The sequence below is a fragment of the Burkholderia sp. LFS061 genome, assembly GCF_047978125.1.
Taxonomy (GTDB): domain Bacteria; phylum Pseudomonadota; class Gammaproteobacteria; order Burkholderiales; family Burkholderiaceae; genus Burkholderia; species Burkholderia pyrrocinia_C.
Genome location: NZ_JBFPFS010000022.1, coordinates 38,565 through 61,505 on the forward strand (window position 1 = coordinate 38,565; position 22,941 = coordinate 61,505).

At 62.1% G+C, this 22,941-nt stretch carries 23 protein-coding genes and 2 pseudogenes; 7 read left to right on the forward strand and 18 right to left on the reverse strand.

Features of this window, described 5'->3' with window-relative positions; all coding sequences use genetic code 11:
* Positions 1 to 99: 99 nt before the first annotated feature.
* The 6 genes and pseudogenes from ACNQQL_RS20045 to ACNQQL_RS20070 form a co-directional block, all read right to left on the reverse strand.
* Positions 100 to 507 (reverse strand): hypothetical protein, encoded by a 408-nt coding sequence (locus ACNQQL_RS20045; protein ID WP_072444825.1) that lies wholly within the window; start codon positions 505 to 507, stop codon positions 100 to 102.
* On the reverse strand, positions 504 to 2,240 hold the full coding sequence (locus ACNQQL_RS20050) for a tetratricopeptide repeat protein (RefSeq protein WP_347065214.1): 1,737 nt from the start codon (positions 2,238 to 2,240) through the stop codon (positions 504 to 506). The genes ACNQQL_RS20045 and ACNQQL_RS20050 overlap by 4 nt, the downstream gene beginning before the upstream one ends.
* Positions 2,224 to 2,502 carry a hypothetical protein gene (locus ACNQQL_RS20055; protein WP_347065215.1) on the reverse strand — a complete coding sequence of 93 codons (279 nt, stop codon included), beginning with the start codon at positions 2,500 to 2,502 and terminating at the stop codon, positions 2,224 to 2,226. Before ACNQQL_RS20055 ends, ACNQQL_RS20050 begins: the two co-directional genes overlap by 17 nt.
* A gap of 202 nt (positions 2,503 to 2,704) precedes the next feature.
* Positions 2,705 to 2,863, reverse strand: a pseudogene (locus ACNQQL_RS20060) (DUF2827 family protein); the annotation flags it as partial.
* A gap of 76 nt (positions 2,864 to 2,939) precedes the next feature.
* Positions 2,940 to 3,836, reverse strand: coding sequence for a DUF2827 family protein (locus tag ACNQQL_RS20065; RefSeq protein ID WP_347065216.1), 897 nt, complete (start codon positions 3,834 to 3,836; stop codon positions 2,940 to 2,942).
* Positions 3,837 to 3,907: 71 nt separating this feature from the next.
* Positions 3,908 to 4,537, reverse strand: coding sequence for a YadA family autotransporter adhesin (locus ACNQQL_RS20070; RefSeq protein WP_143156754.1), 630 nt, complete (start codon positions 4,535 to 4,537; stop codon positions 3,908 to 3,910).
* Positions 4,538 to 4,565: 28 nt separating this feature from the next.
* On the opposite strand from ACNQQL_RS20070, the gene ACNQQL_RS20075 reads away from it, so the two are divergent.
* On the forward strand, positions 4,566 to 5,189 hold the full coding sequence (locus tag ACNQQL_RS20075; RefSeq protein ID WP_347065258.1) for a hypothetical protein: 624 nt from the start codon (positions 4,566 to 4,568) through the stop codon (positions 5,187 to 5,189).
* A 5-nt stretch (positions 5,190 to 5,194) separates the two neighbouring features.
* Here ACNQQL_RS20075 and ACNQQL_RS20080 read toward each other — a convergent pair.
* Positions 5,195 to 7,387 (reverse strand): annotated as a pseudogene (locus ACNQQL_RS20080) (YadA family autotransporter adhesin); the annotation flags it as partial.
* Between ACNQQL_RS20080 and ACNQQL_RS20085 the strand changes: the two are divergent.
* On the forward strand, positions 7,320 to 7,706 hold the full coding sequence (locus tag ACNQQL_RS20085; protein WP_347065259.1) for a hypothetical protein: 387 nt from the start codon (positions 7,320 to 7,322) through the stop codon (positions 7,704 to 7,706). The pseudogene ACNQQL_RS20080 and the gene ACNQQL_RS20085 sit on opposite strands and share 68 nt — an antisense overlap.
* 379 nt (positions 7,707 to 8,085) lie before the next feature.
* On the opposite strand, the gene ACNQQL_RS20090 is transcribed toward ACNQQL_RS20085, so the two are convergent.
* The 3 genes from ACNQQL_RS20090 to ACNQQL_RS20100 form a co-directional block, all read right to left on the reverse strand.
* Complete coding sequence (locus ACNQQL_RS20090; protein ID WP_347065217.1) at positions 8,086 to 9,210, reverse strand: hypothetical protein; 1,125 nt, start codon at positions 9,208 to 9,210, stop codon at positions 8,086 to 8,088.
* Positions 9,211 to 9,290: 80 nt separating this feature from the next.
* A complete protein-coding gene (locus tag ACNQQL_RS20095) occupies positions 9,291 to 10,433 on the reverse strand; it encodes a polysaccharide biosynthesis/export family protein (RefSeq protein ID WP_347065218.1) in 1,143 nt (380 codons plus the stop codon).
* Between the two features lie 16 nt (positions 10,434 to 10,449).
* Positions 10,450 to 11,673 (reverse strand): DUF937 domain-containing protein, encoded by a 1,224-nt coding sequence (locus ACNQQL_RS20100; protein WP_347065219.1) that lies wholly within the window; start codon positions 11,671 to 11,673, stop codon positions 10,450 to 10,452.
* 336 nt (positions 11,674 to 12,009) lie between these two features.
* Between ACNQQL_RS20100 and ACNQQL_RS20105 the strand changes: the two genes are divergently transcribed.
* On the forward strand, positions 12,010 to 12,375 hold the full coding sequence (locus ACNQQL_RS20105) for a hypothetical protein (protein ID WP_347065220.1): 366 nt from the start codon (positions 12,010 to 12,012) through the stop codon (positions 12,373 to 12,375).
* A gap of 98 nt (positions 12,376 to 12,473) precedes the next feature.
* Here ACNQQL_RS20105 and ACNQQL_RS20110 read toward each other — a convergent pair whose 3' ends face one another.
* The 8 genes from ACNQQL_RS20110 to ACNQQL_RS20145 form a co-directional block, all read right to left on the reverse strand.
* A complete protein-coding gene (locus ACNQQL_RS20110) occupies positions 12,474 to 12,623 on the reverse strand; it encodes an IS1096 element passenger TnpR family protein (protein WP_347065221.1) in 150 nt (49 codons plus the stop codon).
* A gap of 159 nt (positions 12,624 to 12,782) precedes the next feature.
* Positions 12,783 to 13,985, reverse strand: coding sequence for an OmpA family protein (locus ACNQQL_RS20115; RefSeq protein WP_347065222.1), 1,203 nt, complete (start codon positions 13,983 to 13,985; stop codon positions 12,783 to 12,785).
* Positions 13,986 to 14,625: 640 nt separating this feature from the next.
* The gene (locus ACNQQL_RS20120) at positions 14,626 to 15,345 is read right to left on the reverse strand and encodes a response regulator transcription factor (protein WP_347065223.1); all 720 of its coding nucleotides are present in this window, start codon (positions 15,343 to 15,345) and stop codon (positions 14,626 to 14,628) included.
* Positions 15,346 to 15,493: 148 nt separating this feature from the next.
* Positions 15,494 to 15,826: an H-NS family nucleoid-associated regulatory protein gene (locus tag ACNQQL_RS20125; protein ID WP_416392672.1), complete on the reverse strand. Its 333-nt coding sequence runs from the start codon at positions 15,824 to 15,826 to the stop codon at positions 15,494 to 15,496.
* 147 nt (positions 15,827 to 15,973) lie between these two features.
* Entirely contained in the window at positions 15,974 to 16,678 is a 705-nt protein-coding gene (locus tag ACNQQL_RS20130; RefSeq protein ID WP_347065224.1) for a DUF2968 domain-containing protein, read from the reverse strand.
* 481 nt (positions 16,679 to 17,159) lie between these two features.
* Positions 17,160 to 17,486, reverse strand: coding sequence for a hypothetical protein (locus ACNQQL_RS20135; protein WP_347065225.1), 327 nt, complete (start codon positions 17,484 to 17,486; stop codon positions 17,160 to 17,162).
* Positions 17,487 to 18,348: 862 nt separating this feature from the next.
* Positions 18,349 to 18,657, reverse strand: coding sequence for an autotransporter outer membrane beta-barrel domain-containing protein (locus ACNQQL_RS20140; protein ID WP_347065226.1), 309 nt, complete (start codon positions 18,655 to 18,657; stop codon positions 18,349 to 18,351).
* A gap of 12 nt (positions 18,658 to 18,669) precedes the next feature.
* Positions 18,670 to 20,445 (reverse strand): alpha/beta hydrolase family protein, encoded by a 1,776-nt coding sequence (locus ACNQQL_RS20145; protein ID WP_347065227.1) that lies wholly within the window; start codon positions 20,443 to 20,445, stop codon positions 18,670 to 18,672.
* A 432-nt stretch (positions 20,446 to 20,877) separates the two neighbouring features.
* Between ACNQQL_RS20145 and ACNQQL_RS20150 the strand changes: the two genes are divergently transcribed.
* The 4 genes from ACNQQL_RS20150 to ACNQQL_RS20165 are packed head-to-tail and all read left to right on the forward strand — an operon-like array spanning position 20,878 to position 22,940.
* Complete coding sequence (locus ACNQQL_RS20150; protein ID WP_347065228.1) at positions 20,878 to 21,285, forward strand: hypothetical protein; 408 nt, start codon at positions 20,878 to 20,880, stop codon at positions 21,283 to 21,285.
* Positions 21,286 to 21,333: 48 nt separating this feature from the next.
* Entirely contained in the window at positions 21,334 to 21,924 is a 591-nt protein-coding gene (locus ACNQQL_RS20155; RefSeq protein WP_347065229.1) for a 2OG-Fe(II) oxygenase, read from the forward strand.
* Positions 21,921 to 22,430, forward strand: coding sequence for a DUF6817 domain-containing protein (locus ACNQQL_RS20160; RefSeq protein WP_347065230.1), 510 nt, complete (start codon positions 21,921 to 21,923; stop codon positions 22,428 to 22,430). Before ACNQQL_RS20155 ends, ACNQQL_RS20160 begins: the two co-directional genes overlap by 4 nt.
* Positions 22,431 to 22,439: 9 nt before the next feature.
* Positions 22,440 to 22,940 (forward strand): hypothetical protein, encoded by a 501-nt coding sequence (locus ACNQQL_RS20165; protein ID WP_347065231.1) that lies wholly within the window; start codon positions 22,440 to 22,442, stop codon positions 22,938 to 22,940.
* The last annotated feature ends 1 nt before the right edge of the window (position 22,941 follow it).

Here is a 22,941-nt window from a genome sequence, read left to right on the forward strand (position 1 = left end):
CATATTGGTGCTGACTTACTTGGCACAAACGATGACTTCCCTGCTCCGACATCTCCTGCAAAGCTGACGGGAAACGGAGGACTGAGTGCCACGGCCGCCTCATCTCGCGAGAAACGAGATGCCAAACAACACCCCGAGCGCGACACCCACGAGCCGCCCCTGAAGGACTGCCTGCAACCGGCGTGCGTCGTAGGCCCTCATGGGCGAGCGCTTCGCCCTGATCAGCGCGATGACGGGCGGCACAATCAGCGCCGAGGTCACCAAGGCAACCCCGCCGACGACAGGCCGCCACCCGTCGGCAGGTAACCTCGTAAGTGATTCGATCGCGTAACCCGCGAAGGGCACGGCAGCAGCGCCGCAGACGAGTCCGAGCAGTGCGCCGCGGAATAGCGCATCGGTTTCGTAAGAAATATCCATGGCATGCAGATCCTGATGGACCGGGTGCGCGACGCCAACGTCGGTGCTACAGGCAGCACGCAGCCGGTGAGCGTAGAGAAAGGGTTTCATGCCGGCACCTTCCGTTGCAGGGCGGTGCGCACGCGTTCGATCACGCGGGCCCAGTCCCCTGGCGTCTCCTGACGGAAGAGCCGCGCCGACGGGTACCACGGTGAATCGTCGCGACCGTCGAGCCATCGCCAGCAACCATCGAAGCGGCAGAGAATCCAGACGGGCTTCCCCAACGCGCCGGCGACATGAACGACGGACGTGTCGGCGGTGATGATGACGTCGAGCGTAGAAATGATCGCCGCAGTGTCGGCAAAGTCGTCCACCTCCGGCATGGGATCGAGCGGGCGCAACCCGGCTGGAATGCCGGCCATCTGACTGCGCGCCGCCTCCCCCTTCTGGAGACTCACGAAGGTCGCACCGCGCACGGTCAGCAACGGCAGCAGGGCTGTGGCGTCGAGCGAACGCCGGCGATCGATCGCGCTGGCGCCCGGCATGTCCGGCCGAGGATCGCCCGCCCAGACGAGGCCCACCCGGAATCCGTCCGCTGAAATGCGACGACGCCACCGTGCCGCTTGAGCATACGATACGCGCAGATAAGGCACGTCTGCCGGCAGCGTCGCGAGCGTCGTCCCCGTGTGCAGCGGCAAGCTCATCAGCATGCAGGCATAGTCGTGTTCGGTCAGATGCGACGCGTCATCGTCCGGCACGCATTCGTCGACGCCCTCGAGCGTTTGCAACAATCGACACAGGGTGCGCGGGCAGACGAGCGTCAGTCTCGATGCCCCTTTCGCCTTCAAAACGGGAAGGTACCGAGCAAACTGCACGCAATCGCCCAGCCCCTGCTCGGCCCACACCACCATCGATTTGCCCGCCAGCGGCTGGCCCCGCCATTCCGGGAACCGCAGTGCGGGCCGCACGTGACAGTGCGCATCATCACCCCAGTGCGCCGATTCGCCGTATCGCGCCTCATACAGCGCCCAGCCCTCTTCATAGCGGCCCATCGCAAGCAGCACGAGGCTCAGATTGAACGCGGTGGGGGTGCGTTCCGGCGCGGCGGCCAGCGCTTCCCGCAAGTACCGTTCGGCTTCGGTCAGGCGCCCCGCGTCGTGTAGCAGCCGGCCGAGGTTATTCAACACCTCGACAGACCCCGGATCGCGTTCGAGCACGTGCCTGTAGCACGCTTCAGCTTCGGTATAGCGCTGCTGGCGATGCAGCAGCGCGCCCAATGCACCGCATGCGTCTTTCAGGTCCGGGGCGAGGCGCAATGCGTCGCGAAGGCAGGCCTCGCCCTCCGAGGCCCGACCGGTCGCTACGAAAAGCAGCCCGAGACCAAGATGCGCGACCGCGTCGTCGGGGTCGAGCGACATCGCGTGCCGGTAAGACCATTCGGCATCGGCCGCACGATCCGTTTCCTGCATCAGACCGGCGAGATAGACGTGGGCCGCTGCATGACGGGGCACCGCCGCGATCACGCGCCGGTAGCAATCCTCGGCCTCCGCGAACTGCCGGTTTCCGTGCAGAAGCAGACCCAGGTTGTAACGCGCGTCGACGTAGTCCGGCGCTCGTTGCAGCGCGGTACGGTAGCAGCGTTCGGCTTCAGTCGCGTCGCCCGCACGTTCGCGCAGCGCACCGAGATTGTTCAGGGCTTCCGGATGACCTGGGGCGAGCCGCAGCACCATCCGGTACAGTCGTTCCGCGTCGGACAACGACATGCGGCCATGCGCCGCGACCGCTTCCTCGAAGAGCCGGTTCGCGACGCCTGCCTGCCCGGGTACATCAGACGTGCGTGTCATCGCGCAATCCATCGTGAACGTCTCGAACATAACGCGGCCTGAATTGACTGCCCAGCCTGAAGGCAGGAATACGCCGGGCCGGCAGGCGGGGCCGCGAGCGCTGCAGGGCGCCGAGGCCCACGAGTTCATCGACCGCATCGGTCCATCGTCTGACCGTGAAGCCGCAAACCGCGCGCAAGTCGATGTCGGGAATGGGCCGCCGCTGACCGAAATCGAGCAATGGCACGACCAGCAACGCGACCAGGAAGGCATCGTCACTCAATGCATGCTCGACGAACCGACTCTACGCGGCACAGCATCTGCAACTGCAGCCCGTTACCGATGCCCAGGTGCGCGAACGCTATGAGGCCATCGCGAGGGAGGCCGGAACGGACGAATACCAGGTCAGCGTGATGACGCTCGCGGACGAACCCGCGGCGCGGTTCGCGCTGATGCGCGTTCGCGCGGGCGAGCCGTTTGCGAAGGTTGACCAGCGTCACCCGGTGCCGCAGCGGCGAGTGCTGGAACAACTTGCACAGGTACAGCGCGTTCTGTTTGATGCCGTTGATCCACAGGCTTTCGGCGGCATCCCGCAGGCCGATCGTGATGCCGATGCGCAGCCCGCGCGGGCATGGACCGTTCATGTTTTCTCCCGAATGTCAGGCGCGATACAGGCGGGGCAGGCAAAGCCAGGCCATGTATGCGCAGGTGTTGGTGTCTTCATGGCCAGAGGGCCGCGATGGCGGCGCCGTAGTGCTCGACGTTCGACGGTGCCAGCGGGTCGAGCGTCGCGAGAAAAGTGCGAGCTGCACTGCGGTAGTCGGCAAGCTGCGCGTCGTGGACGGCGAAAGCCTCGCGCAATGCAAGCGCCGCCCCTTCGCAATCGAAATCCTCATAGCGGTATCCGCATCCGCCCAACAGCGCCGAGTTGTGCACGAGCGGATAGCCGCCGTGCAGCGCCTCGTAGTACAGGTAGTTCTGCGCGTTCTCCCAGTGGTGCGAGACGATCGCTTCGGCCTGCCGCGTGAGAATTTCGTAGACCGGCACGCGCGGCTCGAACGTGGCCCGCTCCGACAACCCCAGGTTGTGAGCTGCCGACCCTCGCGAATCCGTGTAGCCGTTCACCGTGACCGTGTTGAACGTCATGCCGCGCGCCTGGTCGATCAGCGCATCGAGCTTGGCGCGCGCGTCGGGACGCAGCGTCGCCTTGTCGGTGTCGAACGTCGCATCGCCGGCCAGCGTGACGTGCTTCGGCGCAGGCGGCGCAGGCGGCGCAGGCGGCGCAGGCGGAGGCACCGGAACGGGCTGCGGCGCCGGCTGCGCGGGTTGCGGAACCGGCCCGCACTGGAACGTCAGGACGCGCACGTCACGCGTGGTATCGGCATCCGCGAGCGGAGCCACCTGCTCGATCGGACGCACCTGCTGCGTACCGCATATCTCCGCGGCCTTCGAATAACAGGTGCCCTGCCCCTCGAAGATGCCGTGACAGTCGATCCGGAACGCGCGCTGCCCGTTGGGCAGCCCCACCGAATACCCGTTCCACGTCGGCCCCTGCGATGTCGAGCACGCCGCGAGCACCATCGTCGCAACGAGCGTTGCCGCCACTTTTTTTGCCATCTCTCTTGCTCCCGCTGTCATCGTTGTTTGCCGGCGGCGACACGTCAGCCGTGTCGCCGCCGGACCTCGGGTTACCACTGGTAGCTGATACCGCCGCCGAACGAATACCCGGCACTGCTCGCTCCCACCCCGCCGCGCAGCTTCAGGTTGTTCGTGATGCGAGCGGTGAAGCCAATCGCCGTTGCCCCATAACCCTGGAAGCTCGCTCCGCCGATACCCACCGCCAACGACTTGCCGGCATCGACATCCGGGATCATCGACAGCGCGGTGGCCGCCGCCACGCCGCCATACGCCTTGCGGGCGATACTCGTGATGCTTTGCTGCACGCCCTGCAACTGCGACACGTTGACGGCATCGGTCGGATTCACGCCAGGCGCGACGTTGGTGATGCGCCGCTCGCTACCCTGCGAGCCGACCGATACCGTGTTGGCCTCGTTCGCGATCGAACCCGCACCAAGCGCTATCGAGTTCGGTGCGCTGGCCGACGCGCCCAGGCCCAGCGCCACCGCACCGCTGCCGGACGCGACCGATTTCGCGCCCAGAGCCGTCGCGCCATTGCCCGCGGCCGTGGCCCCGTCGCCCAGCGCCGAGCTGCTCGTGCCGCTCGCCATCGCGCCGGTGCCGATGGCCACAGCGTTCACGCCGCTGGCGCCGTCGTTGTTGTAGTTGCCCTGCTGCGTGCCGTTGTCGTTGATGCTCACGTAGTGAGGCTTCGAGTTGGTGATCGCCGTGGACAGCGAAATCACCGCGGTCGAAGTCGACGTGGACAACGACGACACATTGCTGTTGGTGGTGGACAACCCTGTCGAGAGCGAACTCGCCGTCGTCGATGTCGAGGTGGACAGCGACGAGACCGTGCTGTTGGTGCTCGACAAGCCCGTCGAGAGCGAACTGGCGGTGGTCGACGTCGAGGTGGACAGCGATGCCGTGCCGGTCCCGATGGTGCTGATCGAGGTCGACAGCGACGTCAGGCTGCTGTTGGTGCTCGACAAGCCGGTCGACAGCGAGCTGATGCCCGTTGAAGTCGACGTCGAGAGCGACGTCACCGAACTGTTGGTGCTCGACAGGCCGGTGGAGAGCGAACTGATCCCGGTGGACAGCGAACTGACGCCGGTGGACAGTGAGCTGATGCCGGTAGACGTCGACGTCGACAGCGACACGACCGAACTGTTGGTGCTCGACAGGCCGGTCGACAGCGAACTTACGGCGGTCGACGTCGAAGTCGACAGCGACGTCACCGTGCTGTTGGTGCTCGACAGGCCGGTGGAGAGCGAGCTCACCGCCGTGGACGTTGAGGTCGACAGCGAGCTGATACCGGTCGAGGTCGACGTCGAGAGCGAAGTCACGGCCTGATTCGTGGCGAAGAGCTGCGAACCGTTGATCGCATCGGTGCTCGTCGCATCAACGCGCCCTGCTGCCACGTTCGTGATCTGACGCTCCGCTCCCGGCGCACCTACGCTCACCACGCTCGCCGGCGTCGTGCCTGCGTAGCTGTAGGTCGTGCCACCGATCGTGCCGGTGGCCGTCGGGTTGGCCGCAGCCGTCACCGAACCGCTGCCCAGCGCGACAGCGCCCGCATTGGCGGCCGTTGCGCCCGAGCCGATTGCAATGGCATCCGCGCCCGCCGCGTTCGCGTTGTTGCCCACGGCCACGCCCGCCGCACCCGCGGCCGTCGCACCCGTACCCGCAGCCAGCGCGTTCACGCCCGTGGCGCCGTCGTTGTTGTAGTTCGCCTGCTGCGTGCCGTTGTCGTTCACGCTGTAGTAGTGCGTCTTGCTCGCCGAGATCGCCGTCGACAACGAACTCGTTGCCGTCGAGCTCGACGTCGACAGCGACGTCACCGAACTGTTCGTGCTCGACAGGCCCGTGGAGAGCGAGCTTGCCGTGGTCGACGTCGAAGTGGACAGCGAAGCGATGTTGCTCGTCGCAGTCGACAGCCCCGTGGACAACGAACTGACACCGGTCGACAGCGAACTCACGCCCGTCGAGAGCGAACTCACGCCGGTGGAGAGCGAACTCGCCGTGGTCGACGTCGAGGTGGACAGCGAAGCGATGTTGCTCGTCGCAGTCGACAGCCCCGTGGACAACGAACTGACACCGGTCGACAGCGAGCTGACGCCCGTGGACAACGAACTCACGCCGGTCGACAACGAACTAGCCGTCGTCGAAGTCGACGTCGAGAGCGACGTCACGCTGCTGTTCGTGCTCGACAGGCCGGTTGAGAGCGAGCTCACGCCCGTGGACAACGAACTCACGCCGGTCGACAACGAACTGGCCGTCGTCGAAGTCGACGTCGAGAGCGACGTCACGCTGCTGTTCGTGCTCGACAGGCCGGTGGAGAGCGAGCTGACGCCCGTGGACAACGAACTCACACCGGTCGACAACGAACTGGCCGTCGTCGAAGTCGACGTCGACAGCGACGTCACGCTGCTGTTCGTGCTCGACAGGCCGGTTGAGAGCGAGCTCACGCCCGTGGACAACGAACTCACACCGGTCGACAACGAACTGGCCGTCGTCGAGGTCGACGTCGAGAGTGAGCTCACGCCCGTCGAGAGCGACGCGATACTGCTCGTGGTCGACGAAACGGAGCTGGACAACGATCCAATCCCCGTGGACAGCGATGCGACCGTGCTGTTGGTGCTCGACAATCCGGTGGACAACGAACTTGCTGTCGTCGACGTGGAAGTCGAGAGCGAGCTGATGCCGGTCGAGGTCGACGTCGACGTCGACAGCGAATTTACTGCCTGGTTGGTCGCGAAAAGTTGCGAGCCATTGACTGCGTCGGTACTCGTCGCGCCCACCTGACCCGCAGCCACGTTCGTGATCTGCCGCTCGGCGCCCGGTGCGCCGACGCTCACCACGCTCGTCGGACTCGCGCCCGCGAAGCTGTAAGTCGTGCCGCCGATCGTGCCAGTGGGCGTCGGGTTCGCTGCGGCCGTGACCGAACCGCTGCCCAGCGCGACAGCGCCCGCATTGGCCGCCGTCGCGCCAGCACCCAGCGCCATCGCGTTTGTACCTGAGGCAAGCGAGCCCGTACCAAACGCTGCGCTCGCCGTTCCCGATCCCGTGGCGTTGTAGCCGATAGCAGTGGCATCGGTGCCGAGCGCAGACGCTCCCGAACCGATTGCGGTGCCAGGGTCACCAGCCATCGCTCCCGCGCCGATTGCGACGCCGCCCGCACCTCCGCTCGGCCCATTCGCCACCACGGCAGCGCTGGTGCCGATCGCAATGCTGTCGGTGCCGGTAGTGGGCGTCGTTGCGCCAAAGCCTTCCGCAATGCTACCGGCCCCAGCAGCTGTCGAACCCGAGCCCAATGCAAGTGCGTTGGCTCCCGCAACATTCGTGTTGTGACCAACCGCCGTAGCACTTACACCCGCCGCGGTTGCGGCAACCCCTGCAGCCATCGCGTTGACACCCGTGGCGCCGTCGTTGTTGTAGTTCGCCTGCTGCGTGCCGCCGTCGTTGACGCTGTAGTAATGCGTCTTGCTCGCCGAGATCGCCGTCGACAACGAACTCGTTGCCGTCGAACTCGATGTCGACAGCGACGTCACCGAACTCGTCGTACTCGACAGGCCCGTCGACAACGAGCTGACGCCGGTGGACAGCGAGCTCGCCGTGGTCGACGTCGAGGTCGACAACGACGTGATGTTGCTCGTCGCAGTCGACAGCCCCGTGGACAACGAACTGACACCGGTCGACAGCGAACTCACGCCCGTGGACAACGAACTCACGCCGGTCGACAACGAACTGGCCGTCGTCGAAGTCGACGTCGAGAGCGACGTCACGCTGCTGTTCGTGCTCGACAGGCCGGTGGAGAGCGAGCTCAACTCCGAAAGCCCCGTCACATGGAACACGATTGCGAGAAGATAGAAAGAACAGGTCGCGCCCGCCACTTCGAGCAGGATGCGGGCAAGGAAGACGTCGATCGGCTTCACGTTGCGATGGAACAGCAAGCTGAGGTTGGGCGTGAGACCGCCCACGCAGCGCGTTGCGCAGTTGCGCCACAGCAGGACGGTCGAATAGCCGGTCAGCGCGAATTCCACGATGGGAACGTGATGACCGTGCGTGGACCGCGTGATGTACCACAGGCCCGCAATGCCGAGCGTGAACGTCATGGGTTCGACGAACAACCACAGAAAGCCGATGTTGTGCCTTCCGAAGCGCGTGATGATCTCGCGCATGAACAACGCCGCAATGACGCGCGTTTGAATGGCCAGGGAGTCGCGGAACGGAGTGGCGAACATGGGTGTTACTCGAGCGTGTGTTCACGGATATCGGAAAGCAGCAGCGAGAGCAGCCCCCATGTCACGAGCCCCATCGTCAGCACGATGAGAATGGCGCGCAGGCGTTTCGGCTCTTCGGCGGCATCGGGCAGACGCGGTTGCACGACGCGTGCGATATAGAGCTGCTTTTTCACCACCTCGCTGCGGGCCTGCTCCTGCAATGCGAGCGCGCTTGCGAGCTGCCGCTCGGCAAACTGCTTCTCGATGCTCAGGCGCTCGAACTCGCGGCTCCTTGCCGCGAAGCTGCCGTCGCCCCTACCCATCACCTGGGTGGAGACTGCCGCCATCTCGTATCCGATTGCCGCGATGCGGGTTTTCAGCGGCCGTATCTGCGGATTGTCGGGAGACAGCGATTCAACCTCGGCAAGCCTCGCACGGGTAGCCAGCATCTCGTCCTGCAGCTTGCCGACCAGTTGCAGCTGCAGGGCGGACTGCCGGTCCGGATCGAATACGGCGTAGCTCATGCGGTATTCGCTCAATGCAAGTGCCGCCGACTTCACGCGGTCCTGGGCCTCCTGGACCATCGCGGACGCGTACTGCATCTCGTCCTGGCGCGCACGCCGGTTGAGTTCGTTGACGAGCGCCTCGCTCATCGTCAGCAGGCGCTCGTTGATATCGCGGGCCGAACGCGGATCGAAGGCCGAGGTCCTGAGTGTCGTGATACTGGTCGTGCTGTCGTGGACCACGGCAACGATACGATCCCGATAGTAGTCGAGGAATTTCTCGTACGTCGCATCCGCGCCGCCGAACTGCGGAAAGCGGCTGACGATGTCTCCGTGGGGATCGCCAACCCGTTTGCGAAGCTGGATTTCGTGGTCGAGGGCCTTGAGCGCATCCATCGAGAGGACGTAGTCGTTCACGATCCAGGCATCGTCCTGCGCGCGGCCCAGACTGCTCTCCGCGAGGAAGGAACCGAGCAGCGAACCGCCCGGCTGGCGTTGCTCGCTACGCACGACAAAGCGGCTTTCCGACACGTACACGTCGGCTGCGATGAAGCCGTAGTAGACGACCGCGACCGTCACCGGAATGACGACCGTGAGCACGAACAGCAGCTTTGCAGGCGTGAGCTTGTAAGAAGTCGAACGCGGCATCTTGCTGGGATTCCACCTGTATGTTCTTTGGGAGCCTTGCGCGGGAAAACCGACCGGTATGTCCATGCCGTTGCCTCCGCCTAACGGAACTGCGTGCCGACGCTGACCGCAGGAAATACGACCGTATAGAACAGGTTGGCCAGTTTCTGTATGTCGGCCACGGGCGCATTCGATACGTACAGCATGTCCTTGTCGCGCATGGAAAACTGCTGCGCGATGAACATGCTGGCCGGATCTTTCATGTCGATGCGGTACACCACCGGCACACGCCCATCGGCGGTGACCGGCATGGCTTCGTCTCGCGCAACGGCCAGTGACGCCGCGTCTTCGAGACGAAACACGAACACACCGCGCGCATCGGCTCTCGAATCGAGCAGGCCACCCGAGCGCGCCAAGGCTTGCGCGAGCGAGATGCCCTGCCCCTCGAAGCCGATTTCCTCGTTCTTGCCTGTCGCGCCGAACGCCATGAAGCTGACCGGCTGGTAGAGCGCCGTGACCACATCACCCGCCTGCAGCGCGATGTTCTGGCGCGGATCGCGGATGACCGCATCGAGCGGCATCGAAAACACCTGGTCGCCCCGCGTAATCTGCACCGTTATCTTGGTTACCGATTGCCGCACACCACCGGCTGCCGCAAGGGCGTCGAGCAAACGCTCGCCCTTGGGCGTCAATGGCACGCGCATGCTGCTGCCCACGTCGCCCACCACCGTCACGTCCGCCGTCGTGTTGCGTACGATTCGGACCAGCACCTGCGGTTCGTTCGCCTTCGATTTCAGCCGGCTCACAATCGTCGATTCGAGTTCAGGGATGGTCATGCCGGCCGCGCCGATGCTGCCGGCGAACGGCACGATCAACCTGCCGTTCGAATCGATCGTCTGCTCCGGCAACGCGGTGGCCTTCGCCGCAGCCGGTGCCATCGAACCGGTCGTGTCCATGCTGCCGAACAGCGTCGCCGGTGGAGCCTCCCAGATCGTGATGGCCACGATGTCGCCGCGTCCCAGCACGTCGGTCCGTGACCGGGCGGGCTCGAAGTGGTCGGCGAAGGTGCGACGTGTGTCGCGCATGCGCATCCGCCCGACGGCGTCCGGCGTCAGGTCGACCACCTTGATGCGCGCCTGCGACTGCTGCTCGGCGACGATGTCGCGTGTTGCCGGGCCATCGGTGGGCGCCAGTGCGCACGCTCCGCAGGCCAACGACCAGGCAAGCACGCCGGTTCGAAACATGGATCGGATATGCATATCACGGTTTCGGTCGTACCTCGGCGCGCCGGGCCGCGGCTGCGTCGGCGGTCTCGCTCACGACTTGAGACGCCCCTTTGGTCAGTTGCGCCGTGCCGGCTCCCGCCGCAACCAGTGCCGCCATGACGGCCTCCGCACGACGGTCCGCCAGCCGCTCGTTCAAAGCCGGTTCGCCGGTGTTGTCTGCGAACCCGGACACCTCGAACGTGGCATTCGCGTGATCTTTCGCGTAAGCGATCCATGCCGAGGCCGCCTGCACGAAATCGACAGGTAACGCGGCACTGGCGTACCCGAAGCGAACTTCGAGCAACGGCGCCGCAGCAGCAGGACCCAGCTTCGGGGCCGCGGCGAGGCTCGACGCGGGTTCGGATGCAGCGCCGGCCGCAGAAGCGGCCGACGCAGGCGCGGATGAAGCCGGTTCTGGCGACGATGCCGGCGTCACCAACACCACCGGCTCCGTTGTAGCCGCTGTCTTGTCCGCTGCACCCGGGAAGCGATGCGTGCAATAGGCAAGGGTCAGCAAGGATGCGAGCACGAGCAACAACAGCAGGATCGCCCACCACGCGCGATGCCGGTGCCTGCCTTCCTCGTCGCCCCGCGCGGGCGCCGCTGTAACGGGGCGCGTCGCTGCCGCCTGTGACTCCAGGGTCGAGTCGAGCCAGACCACGGCAGACGGAATGCCCAGCGCCAACAGGAATCGGTCCTGCAGCCTCGGGTGAATTGCCTGCCGCTGTGCGCGCAGAAGGCCAATGAGGGAAGCGCGGCTCGCACCGTCAGGACCCGCTACCCACGCATGCCGAAGAACGGCGAACGTAAACGGCGCGATCATGGCAAGCAGCGCGTGACCGCTTTCCACCTTGAGATGGCCCATGCTCGCCGCGGCATGGCCCATGGCGGGGAGACGGTCGCCGAACAATTCGGTGAGCAATGCCGAGCCGGCCTTCATGTTGGTTTCCGTTACCGCGCCACCTGAAAAGAAATTGTCCGGATTCGTACGCACCAGCGACCGGTCCAACCGTGGCGAATCGAGCACGGCCGTGAGCGCATCGGCACCCGAGAGGGTGGCCAGCCCCCGTTGGACGATTGCCGCAAGAAGATTCGGCAGAAGCAAATCGACTGCATCCTTCACATCGCTCTTCGCCTCTCCGAGAAACAGAGGGGCCTGTTCACTGATCTGCGTCGCAATCAGGCTATGCAATGTCCGAAGAATGTCGGGATACGTCATACACAGTTTCTCCTTGCGGTGGCGTATAAATTTCTTTTTTATTGCTCTTCCATTCGAATCCAAACTTCAAAACGAATAAATCGATTACCGGCGTGCAACATCCGGAAATAAATCCATTGAACAGACGACAGCCGGCCACCACACGCACGAATCTGCGTATGGACGAGCGAAACGCGACCGACGGAGATCGGTCACATCAAGGGCTTTAACGGGATGAGTCGTCGAATCGTGCCGCGAGACGGCACATGACGATATCGAGGTGGATTCCCTGCTCCGCTATGCTGCGGATCATAATGGGCACACACGAGACGCTGTGATGCGTGATTCAAGTATAGAGTGTCTTTCCAATGGAATGCAACAAAAAGCGACGGGGCAGCAGCACATTCGGACACCTCATTACGCACGAACAGAGGCGGTGCTTCAATCAATGCCCCGTCCGGGTCGGTCCCGCCCACGGAAGTTATTCGCGCTCGACCTGGTTCTTTTCCCGAGCAGCCGCCATTCGTTTTCCTCGACGCAATGCGCGAACACGACCTGCTGCACGAAACGCTGATTGACGGCCACTGCCTGTTCGGCACGCCATGGTTCGTGTGCGGCCCCGACAGTTTCATCGTTCATTACTTCAGCCCGTTCACCGTAGTCGCCCAGGCCTTCAATGTCCATAAGCGAACGCTACAGCGTCATTTAAGAAAATCCGATTGAAGGTGGATTGCGAACCTTGCACCAGACCTTGACGCTTTCGATGGCTTTGAATTTTTTATATCTTCATGACAAGCGTCCGTCCGAGGCCGTCGTGACGATCAGAACTTGACCTCTGAGAGCCGCTGATTCGCGAGCACGAGATCGAAGGCGGCAAGATCGAAGCTACCGCCACACCACTCGAGGAACTGGTCCTGCTCCTCGTGCGTCGGATCGGTGATCGCTTCGAGGAAGTCGGCATATCCCGGCACTCCACCGACGTCTTCCGGTGGACAGAAGTTATCTGGCTCGCCATAGTGGGTTTCGCCGAAACGAACTCGTACAGTTGCCCGCCTTCCCAGCCCATGGCCGGTCGCAGCACGACATGCAGCTTGCCCGGTCTGATCGAACCGGGAAGGCCGGCATACATGTCACGGTTTCGGTCGGACCTCGGCGTGCCGGGCCGCCGCGGCATCGGTGGCCTGGCTCACGATCCGGGACACAGCTTTCGAGAGCCGCGACGTATCGACCCCGGCCGCCACCAGCGCCGCCGTGACCGCTTCCGCGCGACGGTCCGCGAGGCGCTCGTTCAAGGCTCGCCCGCCCGTGTCATCGGCGAACCCCGTCACCTCGAACAGGGCATCCGGGTGATCCTTCGCGTAAGCCACCCATTCCGAAGCGGCCTGCTTGAAATCGTCGGGCAGCGCGGCACTGGCATAACCGAAGCGAACGTCGAGCAAAGGCGGCGCCGTGCCGGCCTGTGGCTTCACGCTTTCAGGCGAACTCGCCGCGGATTCGGAGGCCTTGTCGAGTTCGGGAGCGGTCGATGTCGCAGTTGCGGACGATGCCGGTTGTGACGACGATGCGGGAACGGCCGATGCCGCCGCCTTCTCGGTTGTGTCAGGCGTGTGATGCGAGCAATAGGCAAGCAGGAGCAGTACGGCGAGCAAGAGCAGCAGGATCAACCATAACGCACGACGCCGTCGCTCGCTTTCGTCCAGGCGCGTTTGTGCGGTCGCACTGAGCGGTCGTGTCAGAGCCGCGTCGGGATCGGCGGTCGATTCGAGCCAGGTCGCCGCGGACGGCATGCCGAGCGCCGACAAAAAGCGCTCCTGCAGGGCCGGATGAACGGCGTGCCGCTGAGCGTGCAGAAGGCGGACAAGAGACCCGCGGTCGGCCCCCTCTTCACTGGTCATCCACGCATGTCGGAGAACGGCGAAAGCGAACGGTGCGACCATCGCAAGCAGTGCCCTGCCGCTTCCGAGCTTGAGGTTCGCCAAGCTTGCCGTGGCACGCTCCATGTCGTGGATGCGATCCCCGAAAAGTTCGGCGAGTAGCGCGGTTCCTGTCGTCATGTGCGATTCAGTTACCGTACCGCCGGAAAAGAAATTGTCCAGATTCGCTTGCGGCAGTGCCGGATCGAGGCGAGGCGAGTCGAACACAGCCATCAATGCAGTGGCTTCCGACGGGCTCGACAGCCCCCGGTGAACGATTGCGGCGAGCAGATTCGGCAGCAACGCGTTGACGGCCTCTCTCACGTCGCATTTCGCTTCGCCGAGAAAGGACGGCGTCTGTTCGATGAGCGGCGCTGCAATCAGGCTGTGCAACGTCCGAAGAATGTCGGGATACGTCATAAACGGATTCTCCTTGCGGTTTAAAAGCTTCCCTCTTTTGATTCCCTTTTTTCGATATCGCCATTTATCACGGAATGCGAAATAAATACGCAACTTCGCGGGGCACCACGTTTCCGAATCGATGCGCAGACGACGGCCACGCGCGCGAACCGCGCGCAAGGCGAACGAAAACCGCGACCGGCGAAGGCGGGTCGCGATTATTGCTTCAAATGGGAGGAACGCCGAATCGTGCCGCGAGACGGCACACGACGATTTCGAAGTGGATTCCCTGCTCCGCTATGCTGCGGATCATGATCGTCGTCGCAACATACCGCGAAGACGGCTCCAGTATAGAGAGCCCGCGTAGCGGAATGCAACAAAAAATCAGCTTCCGGGCCCTACAGACATTGCATGACGCGCGAACAGTACGGAATCTCGTCCGACATCCCTTTTCCGTCGTAGCAATACTAGATCCGCCACCGGCATGCCCAGCTCAGCCTGCTTGAACGCGGCCACGATCTGCTCCACTGAGCATTGCTTGCGCTTTATCGCCAATCTCCCGTTCCTATTTGGAAAATTACCTCCGAAACACTAACACTCATTTGTGTCCAGGATTCCTAGAGCAGTTCACTTCTCGTTTGTCGATGCGCGCGGCGCGCAATCAGTAATTGACCGACAGAGACAACGCGCTATCACTTTTTCGTTGGCCCGCAGATACCAGCTTGTATCCTTCGCCACGCACCGATATGAGACGGTAACCGTACTCGCCATTCAACTTGAGCTTGCTGCGCAAGCGTGAGATATGAACGCAGACGTTGTGCCGTTGAGGCTTTTGCATCGAGACACCCTCCCACATCGCGCGCCACAGATCTTCAAATGTGACGACACACAAGTACTGGGAAAACAGCAAATGAGCGGCGCGATGTTCCATTCTCGTCAACAGAACCGGCTCCCGGCCGAGACAGACTCGGTCACTACCGGAAAAAAAAATGTAAGAACCATGCGACGGGTTTCTTGAATTGAGATGAGGTCTGCGGACCCGACGTAACAGAGCGCCGAGTCGGGCAATGATCAGCTCGTACGAGACGGGCCAGTTAAGATACACATCTGCTCCAGCCATCAGGGCTGCGACCATCTCACTCTCAATCCCTCTTCCGACGATGGTCAACGGCGTTCCAGCAAAAGCAGGATCGTTTCGGAATTGCTCGACCCACGGATCGATCGACTCGTCAAGCGTCGGTTCCATCACCAGAACAAGATCAACGACGGTTTCGCGCATATATTCCACTAGCGCATCTCGCGTATCTAGCTTTGCGGTCATATAACCAAACTTTGCTAGTGCATCGGCCAATTCATACCGACGAACCGAATTTCCATCCATTACCGCACACCGAACCACCGCACGACTGATCGAACAAGACGGCATTGATACCCCCTTTTCATTGTCATTGATACGATGACGGTGCCTCATCTCGTCGGATCGACATCGCCACCGCGTCGCCACTGGCTACGCGCGCGATCCACCGCGCTCATACCTCTTTCTTTTCGGCATCCCCTCCGGCTGAATCGCTATCGGGTTCGAGCCGAAAATCCTCCGGATCGCGTCCTTGCATCCAACGCGGTCGCTTCCCGCGACCTGACCACGTCGCGCCCGTATCGGGATCCCAATATCGTGGTGGAATACGCCTGCGTTGCCCAACACTCAACAGTATTTCGACCTCTCGCGCGGTGATTTCATATTCCCGCATGAGCTTGACAATCTGCTCGACAACATCGTTCCGGATTGCCGCGCGTCGCACCGCAATCCTTGCCTGGAGCGCAGATAGTTGCGCTTCAAGCGTCTGTAATGACTCACTCGACATCTGTCCTCCGTTAGCCCATTACATCTGAGTACAATTGCCGAACGACGGGTAGAATGGCAACCGACACCAAGCCGACCATGCACATCATTTGTGAGACTAGGTATCGCCCGGTTGCCGATCCGGTTGTTCAATACGTCTCCGCAATGTTCAGATATCTATTCGACGAACGGTCAAATTAGGAATGCGTTCATTGCTAGTTGTACGGAGCTGTTGAATGAGGCGAACTGCCTTGTTTATCTGCGCCTGTGACGCGAGTCTCTGTGCTTCGAGTTGAGCCACTTCCTTCCTAACTTGCTGTTGGCGGTTATTCACAATCTGTGCCTGCTCGAGATGATTGTCGAGATCGGCGCGAAGCCGCTCCGCCTGCACTTGCGACTCCTCGATCATCGCGACCAGGTGCTCGTTCTGTGCTTCCAACTGCGTGCGTCGCAACTCAATGTCTGCGAGACGTACCGCCTGCTCCTCGAAATGTCGAAAGGCCACCTCCGCTGATTCAAATTCCGCCGCATTCAACGCGCGCCAGAGCCGTCCGTCCTGGCTAAGCGTGATGTAGTACGACAGCTCCGTACGGTGCAACAGTAGCGCCACGACGTAAGAAAACGTCTGCAGCGTTCGCAGGGTGGTCAGGGCATCGCGGGTCATCATTGCGTCAACTTCTGCGATTTCCGCAGTCTGAACCACCCGAGAGCTGCCTTGGGGTAATACAGCACCCACTGGTCTAAGCGGCTGGGCAGTATGCACAGCACTCGCGAAAGCGTCCGCCGACTCCGACACTTCGATCTCCCCATACGCCGCATCGACTGCGCCAGTCTCCGCGCCCGCGGTAGGAGGTCGCCTAATATGCAACTTCATGATCAATCTCTTCAGTACAGGATGTCCGCAAGAAATCGCCTGCGGCTTAACAGTTTTTACGGTTAAGCTGAAAATTCAATTCGACGGTTCTCAAATCTCCCAATGGTCGTTAAATCGTTCGATATGGGTTTTTCCGCCCCGTATCCCCGCGGTCAGGTGTCCCGCCTGCCACAAGCCAAGCAATGCTTCTGCACGCTTACGCGCGAGCCTCATGAACACGTTTCTGTCACCCAGGCAGTCCATGCATCTCGCTATCTCGAAGTTGGCCGGGTGTCCGGCATCGGCGCAAGCCTTTAATAGCGGTGCAGATTCATCGAGATTCTCAATCGCCGATGCCGGAACATGGCCCTTAGAGCGCCCGAAATCGATATCTGTGCACTCAGCGCGTGCCTAGGTCGTTCGGCCCACACGGATGACTATCATCGATTGCCGCGACCATCGCGCGGCGAAATGCTCAGTTGCTACATCCACGCACTCGTCACTATCGAACGTCGTGATCAGTCACTGCCTCCCAAAAGCTTGTCGCAAACGAGTAGGCCATCCGCCGCTTGCGCAGCCCCGCCAACTCGATTAATAAACCACGCAGCACTAACTCGGCACCGCACACGAGTAACGTATCGACATGGTCAAACCAATCGGTACGAGCGCCGCGTACGACCGTGAAATCAGCAACAAGTCGTCCATCGCCGAACCTGGTTTTGAGCGTGCTCAGTAACCTATCGCGCTGCCACTCGCTCGCGACTGTCACTGCAAGATGAGGGATGCCCGAGGCATCGGCCACCACGGAAGGCGTCGTCGAGTCGCTCATGTCGGCTAGCCTCTGCATCGACGATGTCGGTCTTGTTTGACTTAACAAACGGTCCGACGAACTGCGCGGGAACGTTGCGAACCTCATGTCCCTGACCAATCGCTTTGCGAGCGAGCCAGTTTCCAGCCATTTCAACAGGAATACGAAGTAAATATGAAACTTCCCTGCATACGGCGTTTCGGAATCGAATGGACGGACGGCAGCGACTCGCACGAACCGTGCGTACGCGAACGGAGACCGCGACCGCACGGATACGGTCACATCTTCTTTTTCAAACGGGAGAAGCGCCGAACCGTGTCGCGTGATGACACATGGCGATTTCGAGGTGGATTCCCTGTTCCGCTATGCTGCGGATCATGATCGGCATCGCAAAATATTGCGAAGACGGCTCCAGTATAGAGAGTCTTCACAGCGGAATGCAACAAAAAAGTGCCTGAAACAGACCTTGCATTACACGAAACCGCTTCCCCAAACGTCAGCCCCTGCAACATAGACGACGTGATCGGACAGTGCGTCCAAGCCGATACAAATGCCGCGCAGCACGCCATTGCCGCGACACGCCAGGCGTTCGCCTCGTGATGTCGAGCATTCCCCATGCTGATTTTGCTGGCGCACGATAGTCTGGTTTAGATTGATGGACAGGGTCAGCTATGCCGAACGCAGCGCGCCCGCGCGCATCGATCGAGATATCTATCGCCGCCTTAACAATCCGCGCCTTGGAAAGTGCATCGGCACGCCGTGCAGTCCGGAGGGTTCGTTTAGCACGTATCTACTATGACGCACCATGGAACATGATTCCAATCGACGCGATATGGAATAATGTTCGAATCGCTCCGAGGCGCCGTTATGACCACTTCCGTTACTATCGTTGGTGCAGGTTTGGGCGGCCTGACCCTCGCCCGCGTGCTCCACGTCCACGGCTGATCGCTTCGGGGAAGCCCTTCAGCCCGTCGACCACGGCGAGCGCATGCTGCCGGCCCACCGAACCGCGCAGCGTCAGCCGCATCCTTGCCCCCAGATCCAGCTGCGTCGTCCCTCGCAACCCCAGCGTCAAGAACATCGCATCGTTGTTGCCGCCCTCGACCTGCAGCGCTGCCGCTCCTCCGCTTTCCGTCATCCTGTGGTTGTTCAGATGCACGAACGCCAGCCGCGCGAACCGCGGAATCGACACGCCGTCGGCTCATCACCCCAGGTGCGCCGCCAAGAACCGCTCGACGCGCCGGCAGAACGCGATCATGTTGCGCGGCTGCACGAACCCGTGTCCTTCGTCGTCGCAAATCATCAGCTCGACAGTGACGCCGTGGCGCTCGAGTGCGTCGACCATCCGGTTCGCCTCCGCCAGCGAGAGCCTTGGGTCGTTCGCGCCGTGGGCCATGAACACGGGCGCACGAATGGCACTGGCATGCGCAATCGGAGACGCATCGACGAGTCGCGCGCGGCCCGCAGCGTCGCCGGGATCGCCGATCCACTGATGCAGCAATTCGCGCATCGGCGCCCAACTGACTGGAAACGACTCAACGAACGAGACGAGATCGGTGGTCCCGCAGTGATTCACGGCCGCACGATACCGTTCGGGACGGCGGCTCGCCTGCATCAACGCACAGTAGCCACCGAAGCTGATGCCGAAAATGCCGATGCGCTTCGGGTCCGCCCACCCCTCATCGCATACGTGGTCGACGGCGGCGTCGATGTCGCGCTGGATGCCGTCACCCCACTGCCCGAATCCCGCTTGCCAGAATTGCTTGCCGTAACCCGTCGACCCACGGTAGTTCACTTGCAGCACCGCATACCCGAGGCTCGCGAGCCATTGGACGATACGGTTGAATCCCCACGTGTCGCGCGTCCACGGTCCGCCGTGCGGAAACACGATCAGCGGCAGCGGCGCCCCCGACGTGCGGGCCGTCCAATAGCAGTGAATCGCGAGGCCGTCCGGGGAACGGCATTGAAACGCCCGCGTATGCGCCATGTCGGCCGCTTGCAGATGGGGCAGCGCGCTGCCGAGCGGGATCAGCCGGCCGTCATCGACGCAGAACAGATAATGATGTTCGACTCGCGCATCGCTGGCGGCACCGACGATGAAATAGCGTTCGTCGTCCGACGCGCTCTTGAACACGATCTGTTCGTTCGGCAGCGCCCGTTCGAGAACCTCGAATATTTCTCGGCGGCCTTCGTCGACGAAGTGATAGAAGAGCCGCCAGGTGGTATAGCTCACGCCGACGAGCGCGTCGCGGGCGCGCGACCACAACACGCCCGCCACGTCGACATCGTCCCTTGCGTACAGACACCGCCCTTCGCATCCGCGCACGACATCGAACTCGTAGAGCGCGAGCGTGTCGCGCCCCCGGTTCGACAGCACCCAGAGTGCGTCGGATTCCGACGACAAGACGAGCGGCTGCAACGTTTCGCCGGGCCCCCCCGACGCGATCTCGCGAAACGGCTCGTCATTCTGGCCGCGATAGCGCAGCCGCGTCAGTGTATCCGCGGCCAGCGCGATCCGCACGCGACCGTCGCCGTCCGCGCCCCACTGCACCACGTCACCCGGGTTCTCGGCCACCATCGTCGCGTCGCCCGTGGCGATATCGACGCGGTATACGTCGAACATCGTCGGTTCGCGCCGGTTGTCCGTAATCAACACCGCCGACGCGTCACCGCGCAGCACGTTCAGCACGCGTGCTTGCACGCCTGCGAACGGCGTCAGGTCGCGCACGACCTGCGCGACGCCGTGAGTCACGGTGATGCAGTAGACGTGATAGCACTCGTCGCCATCCGAGTCACCGGTGACGAGGAGGTGCGCATCGTCCTTCCATTCGAACGAGAAGCACGCGCAGGTCGATGCATCGACGAGCAATCCGGCCGCATCGAACTTGCCCAGCTCGACGTCCGCGCGCCGGCCCGCATAGAGTGCCGGCTGCTCGCCCGCACCGGCAAGCCATGCGAGCCACGCCCCATCTGGCGACACCGCAAAGCTACAGGCACGCGGTGCCGCGAAAAAGTCCTCGGGTCTGACACGAGTCAATCCTGCAGACATGTTTCTCGTTCTCCTTGACGGATATGCCATTGTCGTCGAGCATGCGGCTCCGACATATTACAGAACCCAGAATATATTCTTTCCAATTTAAAACAAAAATTACGGCATCCATTAAACCAACCGCAATCATTACGACAATTACGTAATACGAAAGTTGTTGACATGCGATGCAACCATGATATTGTTCCTCCGGTGCGCCGGATCAATTTTCTATTCGAATCGCGCACGTTCTTTCCTGACTCTGCTTCGGCTTCTGATTTTGCATGGTCAATACGCCATGCTTACTCCAGACTTACGCAATAGAAACAAAAAGTCGCCCGACGAATTCCACTTTCATGCAATTCGGTCAAACAGGAGATACAGATGCGAACTGTCGCAATTTATTCAGCATTGCTTCTTATAGCCCCGCTGACGGCCACCGCACAGGACCAGACTCTCCCGGCCAATATCGTCACGCTGCGGGCCCAGATCGTGGCGGACGCGGCCAATCTGAGAACGGTTGCAAAACAGATTACCGATACGCAGAACGCTTCGTCCGAAAAAACGTATGTGGACGCGCGACTGAAATACGACGCCGATCTCAATCAGTTGCACGCCGCCGCTCAACCGCTGCTCGCGGCTCGCGAGGCCAATCTGCGGCTGTTGCTGGCCCAGACGGAGGCCGCCACGATTGCCGGTGACACGCAGCAGGCCGCGAGCTTCAAAACACAGTATCGTCAGCAAAAATCGAGCTACAAAAGTTACCGGCAATCCCTGGTCGGCAATTTCTAGTATGCGAGCCGGTGCCCGGCCTGTTTTCGCGACACGATATTTTCTTATATGACAGACAGCCCAATTGTGCGGCAGCCGCGCAACCTTGTCCCTGCACGTCTTCAGGAACGCATCATCCGATTTACCCAGGGCCCGATTTGGCAATATGGAAAACGTTCGAGCCGGGCCAACGATCGATATGCGTTCTGGTGTGCGCATTTTGCGGGCGGTGGGTCGTCCAGCGGTATCAGCTGTGAAAAGGAACTCGCGGACAACGCTTCCGCCGTCCCAATATTTGAATTATGGCAGGTTTTGAAAGCCGGGCCGCTGCAAGGGCACGAACCGCTTCGCGTTTATGCGAATGCGCATACCTACGGCGTCGAGGGCTACGTGCATACCGACAGTGACGATGCCGAAAACTACTTTTCGACCGTTTACTACGCACATCCCATTTGGCATCGAAACTGGGGAGGCGAAACCGTGTTTTATTCGAAAGGCGATCTCGGTGCGATTGTCGACGCCGTCTATCCGGAGCCGGGTACCGCCATCACGTTTTCGGGTGCGATCCCGCATTGTGCGAAAGGGCCGACGCGCGACTGCATCGATCTTCGCGTCACGATCGTCATCAAGTCGCAGAAAGTGGACGAGGCCGGGTCATGAAAGAGGTCTGGAAATCGCTGCTGCTGCAGGCCGGCGCCGGCGAGATCCGGCACAGCGGACGCACGCTGTTCGACCACCTCGTCGGCACGGCGCGCTGCCTCGCGCAATGGGGTTGCGAGGAAGACGTCTGCGCCGCAGGGCTTTTTCATAGCGTGTACGGCACATCGTCGTTCCGGCACGGCCTGCTCGCCATGTCGGACCGCCCGGCGCTGCGCCTGCGCATCGGCCAGACCGCCGAACAGCTCGTGTTCCTGTTCTGCCGCGCGGCACGGGCGCACGGGTTCCTCGAGGCGCTCGATGCCGGCATGGTCAGGGATCGAGGCGGCATGACGACGTACGAAGTCTCGCGACGAACCGCACAGCAGTTACTGCTGGTCGAACTGGCGAACCTGTACGAACAGCGCGCAGCGCTTGACGGAAGTGCGCTCGACACCGAGACGGCACACCGTTTCGCGGCCCGGCTCGACGATCCGCTGCGTTCGGTCGTGCTCGGACTCGTGCGGTGAAAACGCGCGATGGACGTTCCGCCGATCATCATCGCTCGCCCGCCGCGGCATGTGACGATCGCGCTACTCGTGACTGCCGGTACGGCGATCGTCCTGTCGATCGCGGTATTACTGTGGCGTTTTGGTCCTGTCATGACCGAATGGGGCAATGTGGTCGAACCGCACGAGTTGGTTCGATACGGAATCGATCCTGTTCCGGGACGGCAAGCCGCGATCGTCCCGCTGCCCGCCCGCCTTGCCGAGACTGCGGGGAGTCCGACGGGACGGGCCGACATCGCCGTTGAAGTGCCTACAGATGACGGTGGGGTACGCCGCGTACCCGGCACGTTAATCAAGGTGTTGACCGCCGCGCCGCGCGAGCGCGCGATCGACGCGCCTGACGGGCGGCAACGTCTCGTACTGATCGCGTTCGCCGCGCCATCCGCGCTGTCGACCGATACACGGGTGACCGTGCGCCTGCGGATCGCTACGAAGGCACCGCGCGCGCTCGGCTGGCTGTCGCTGTTGTGAA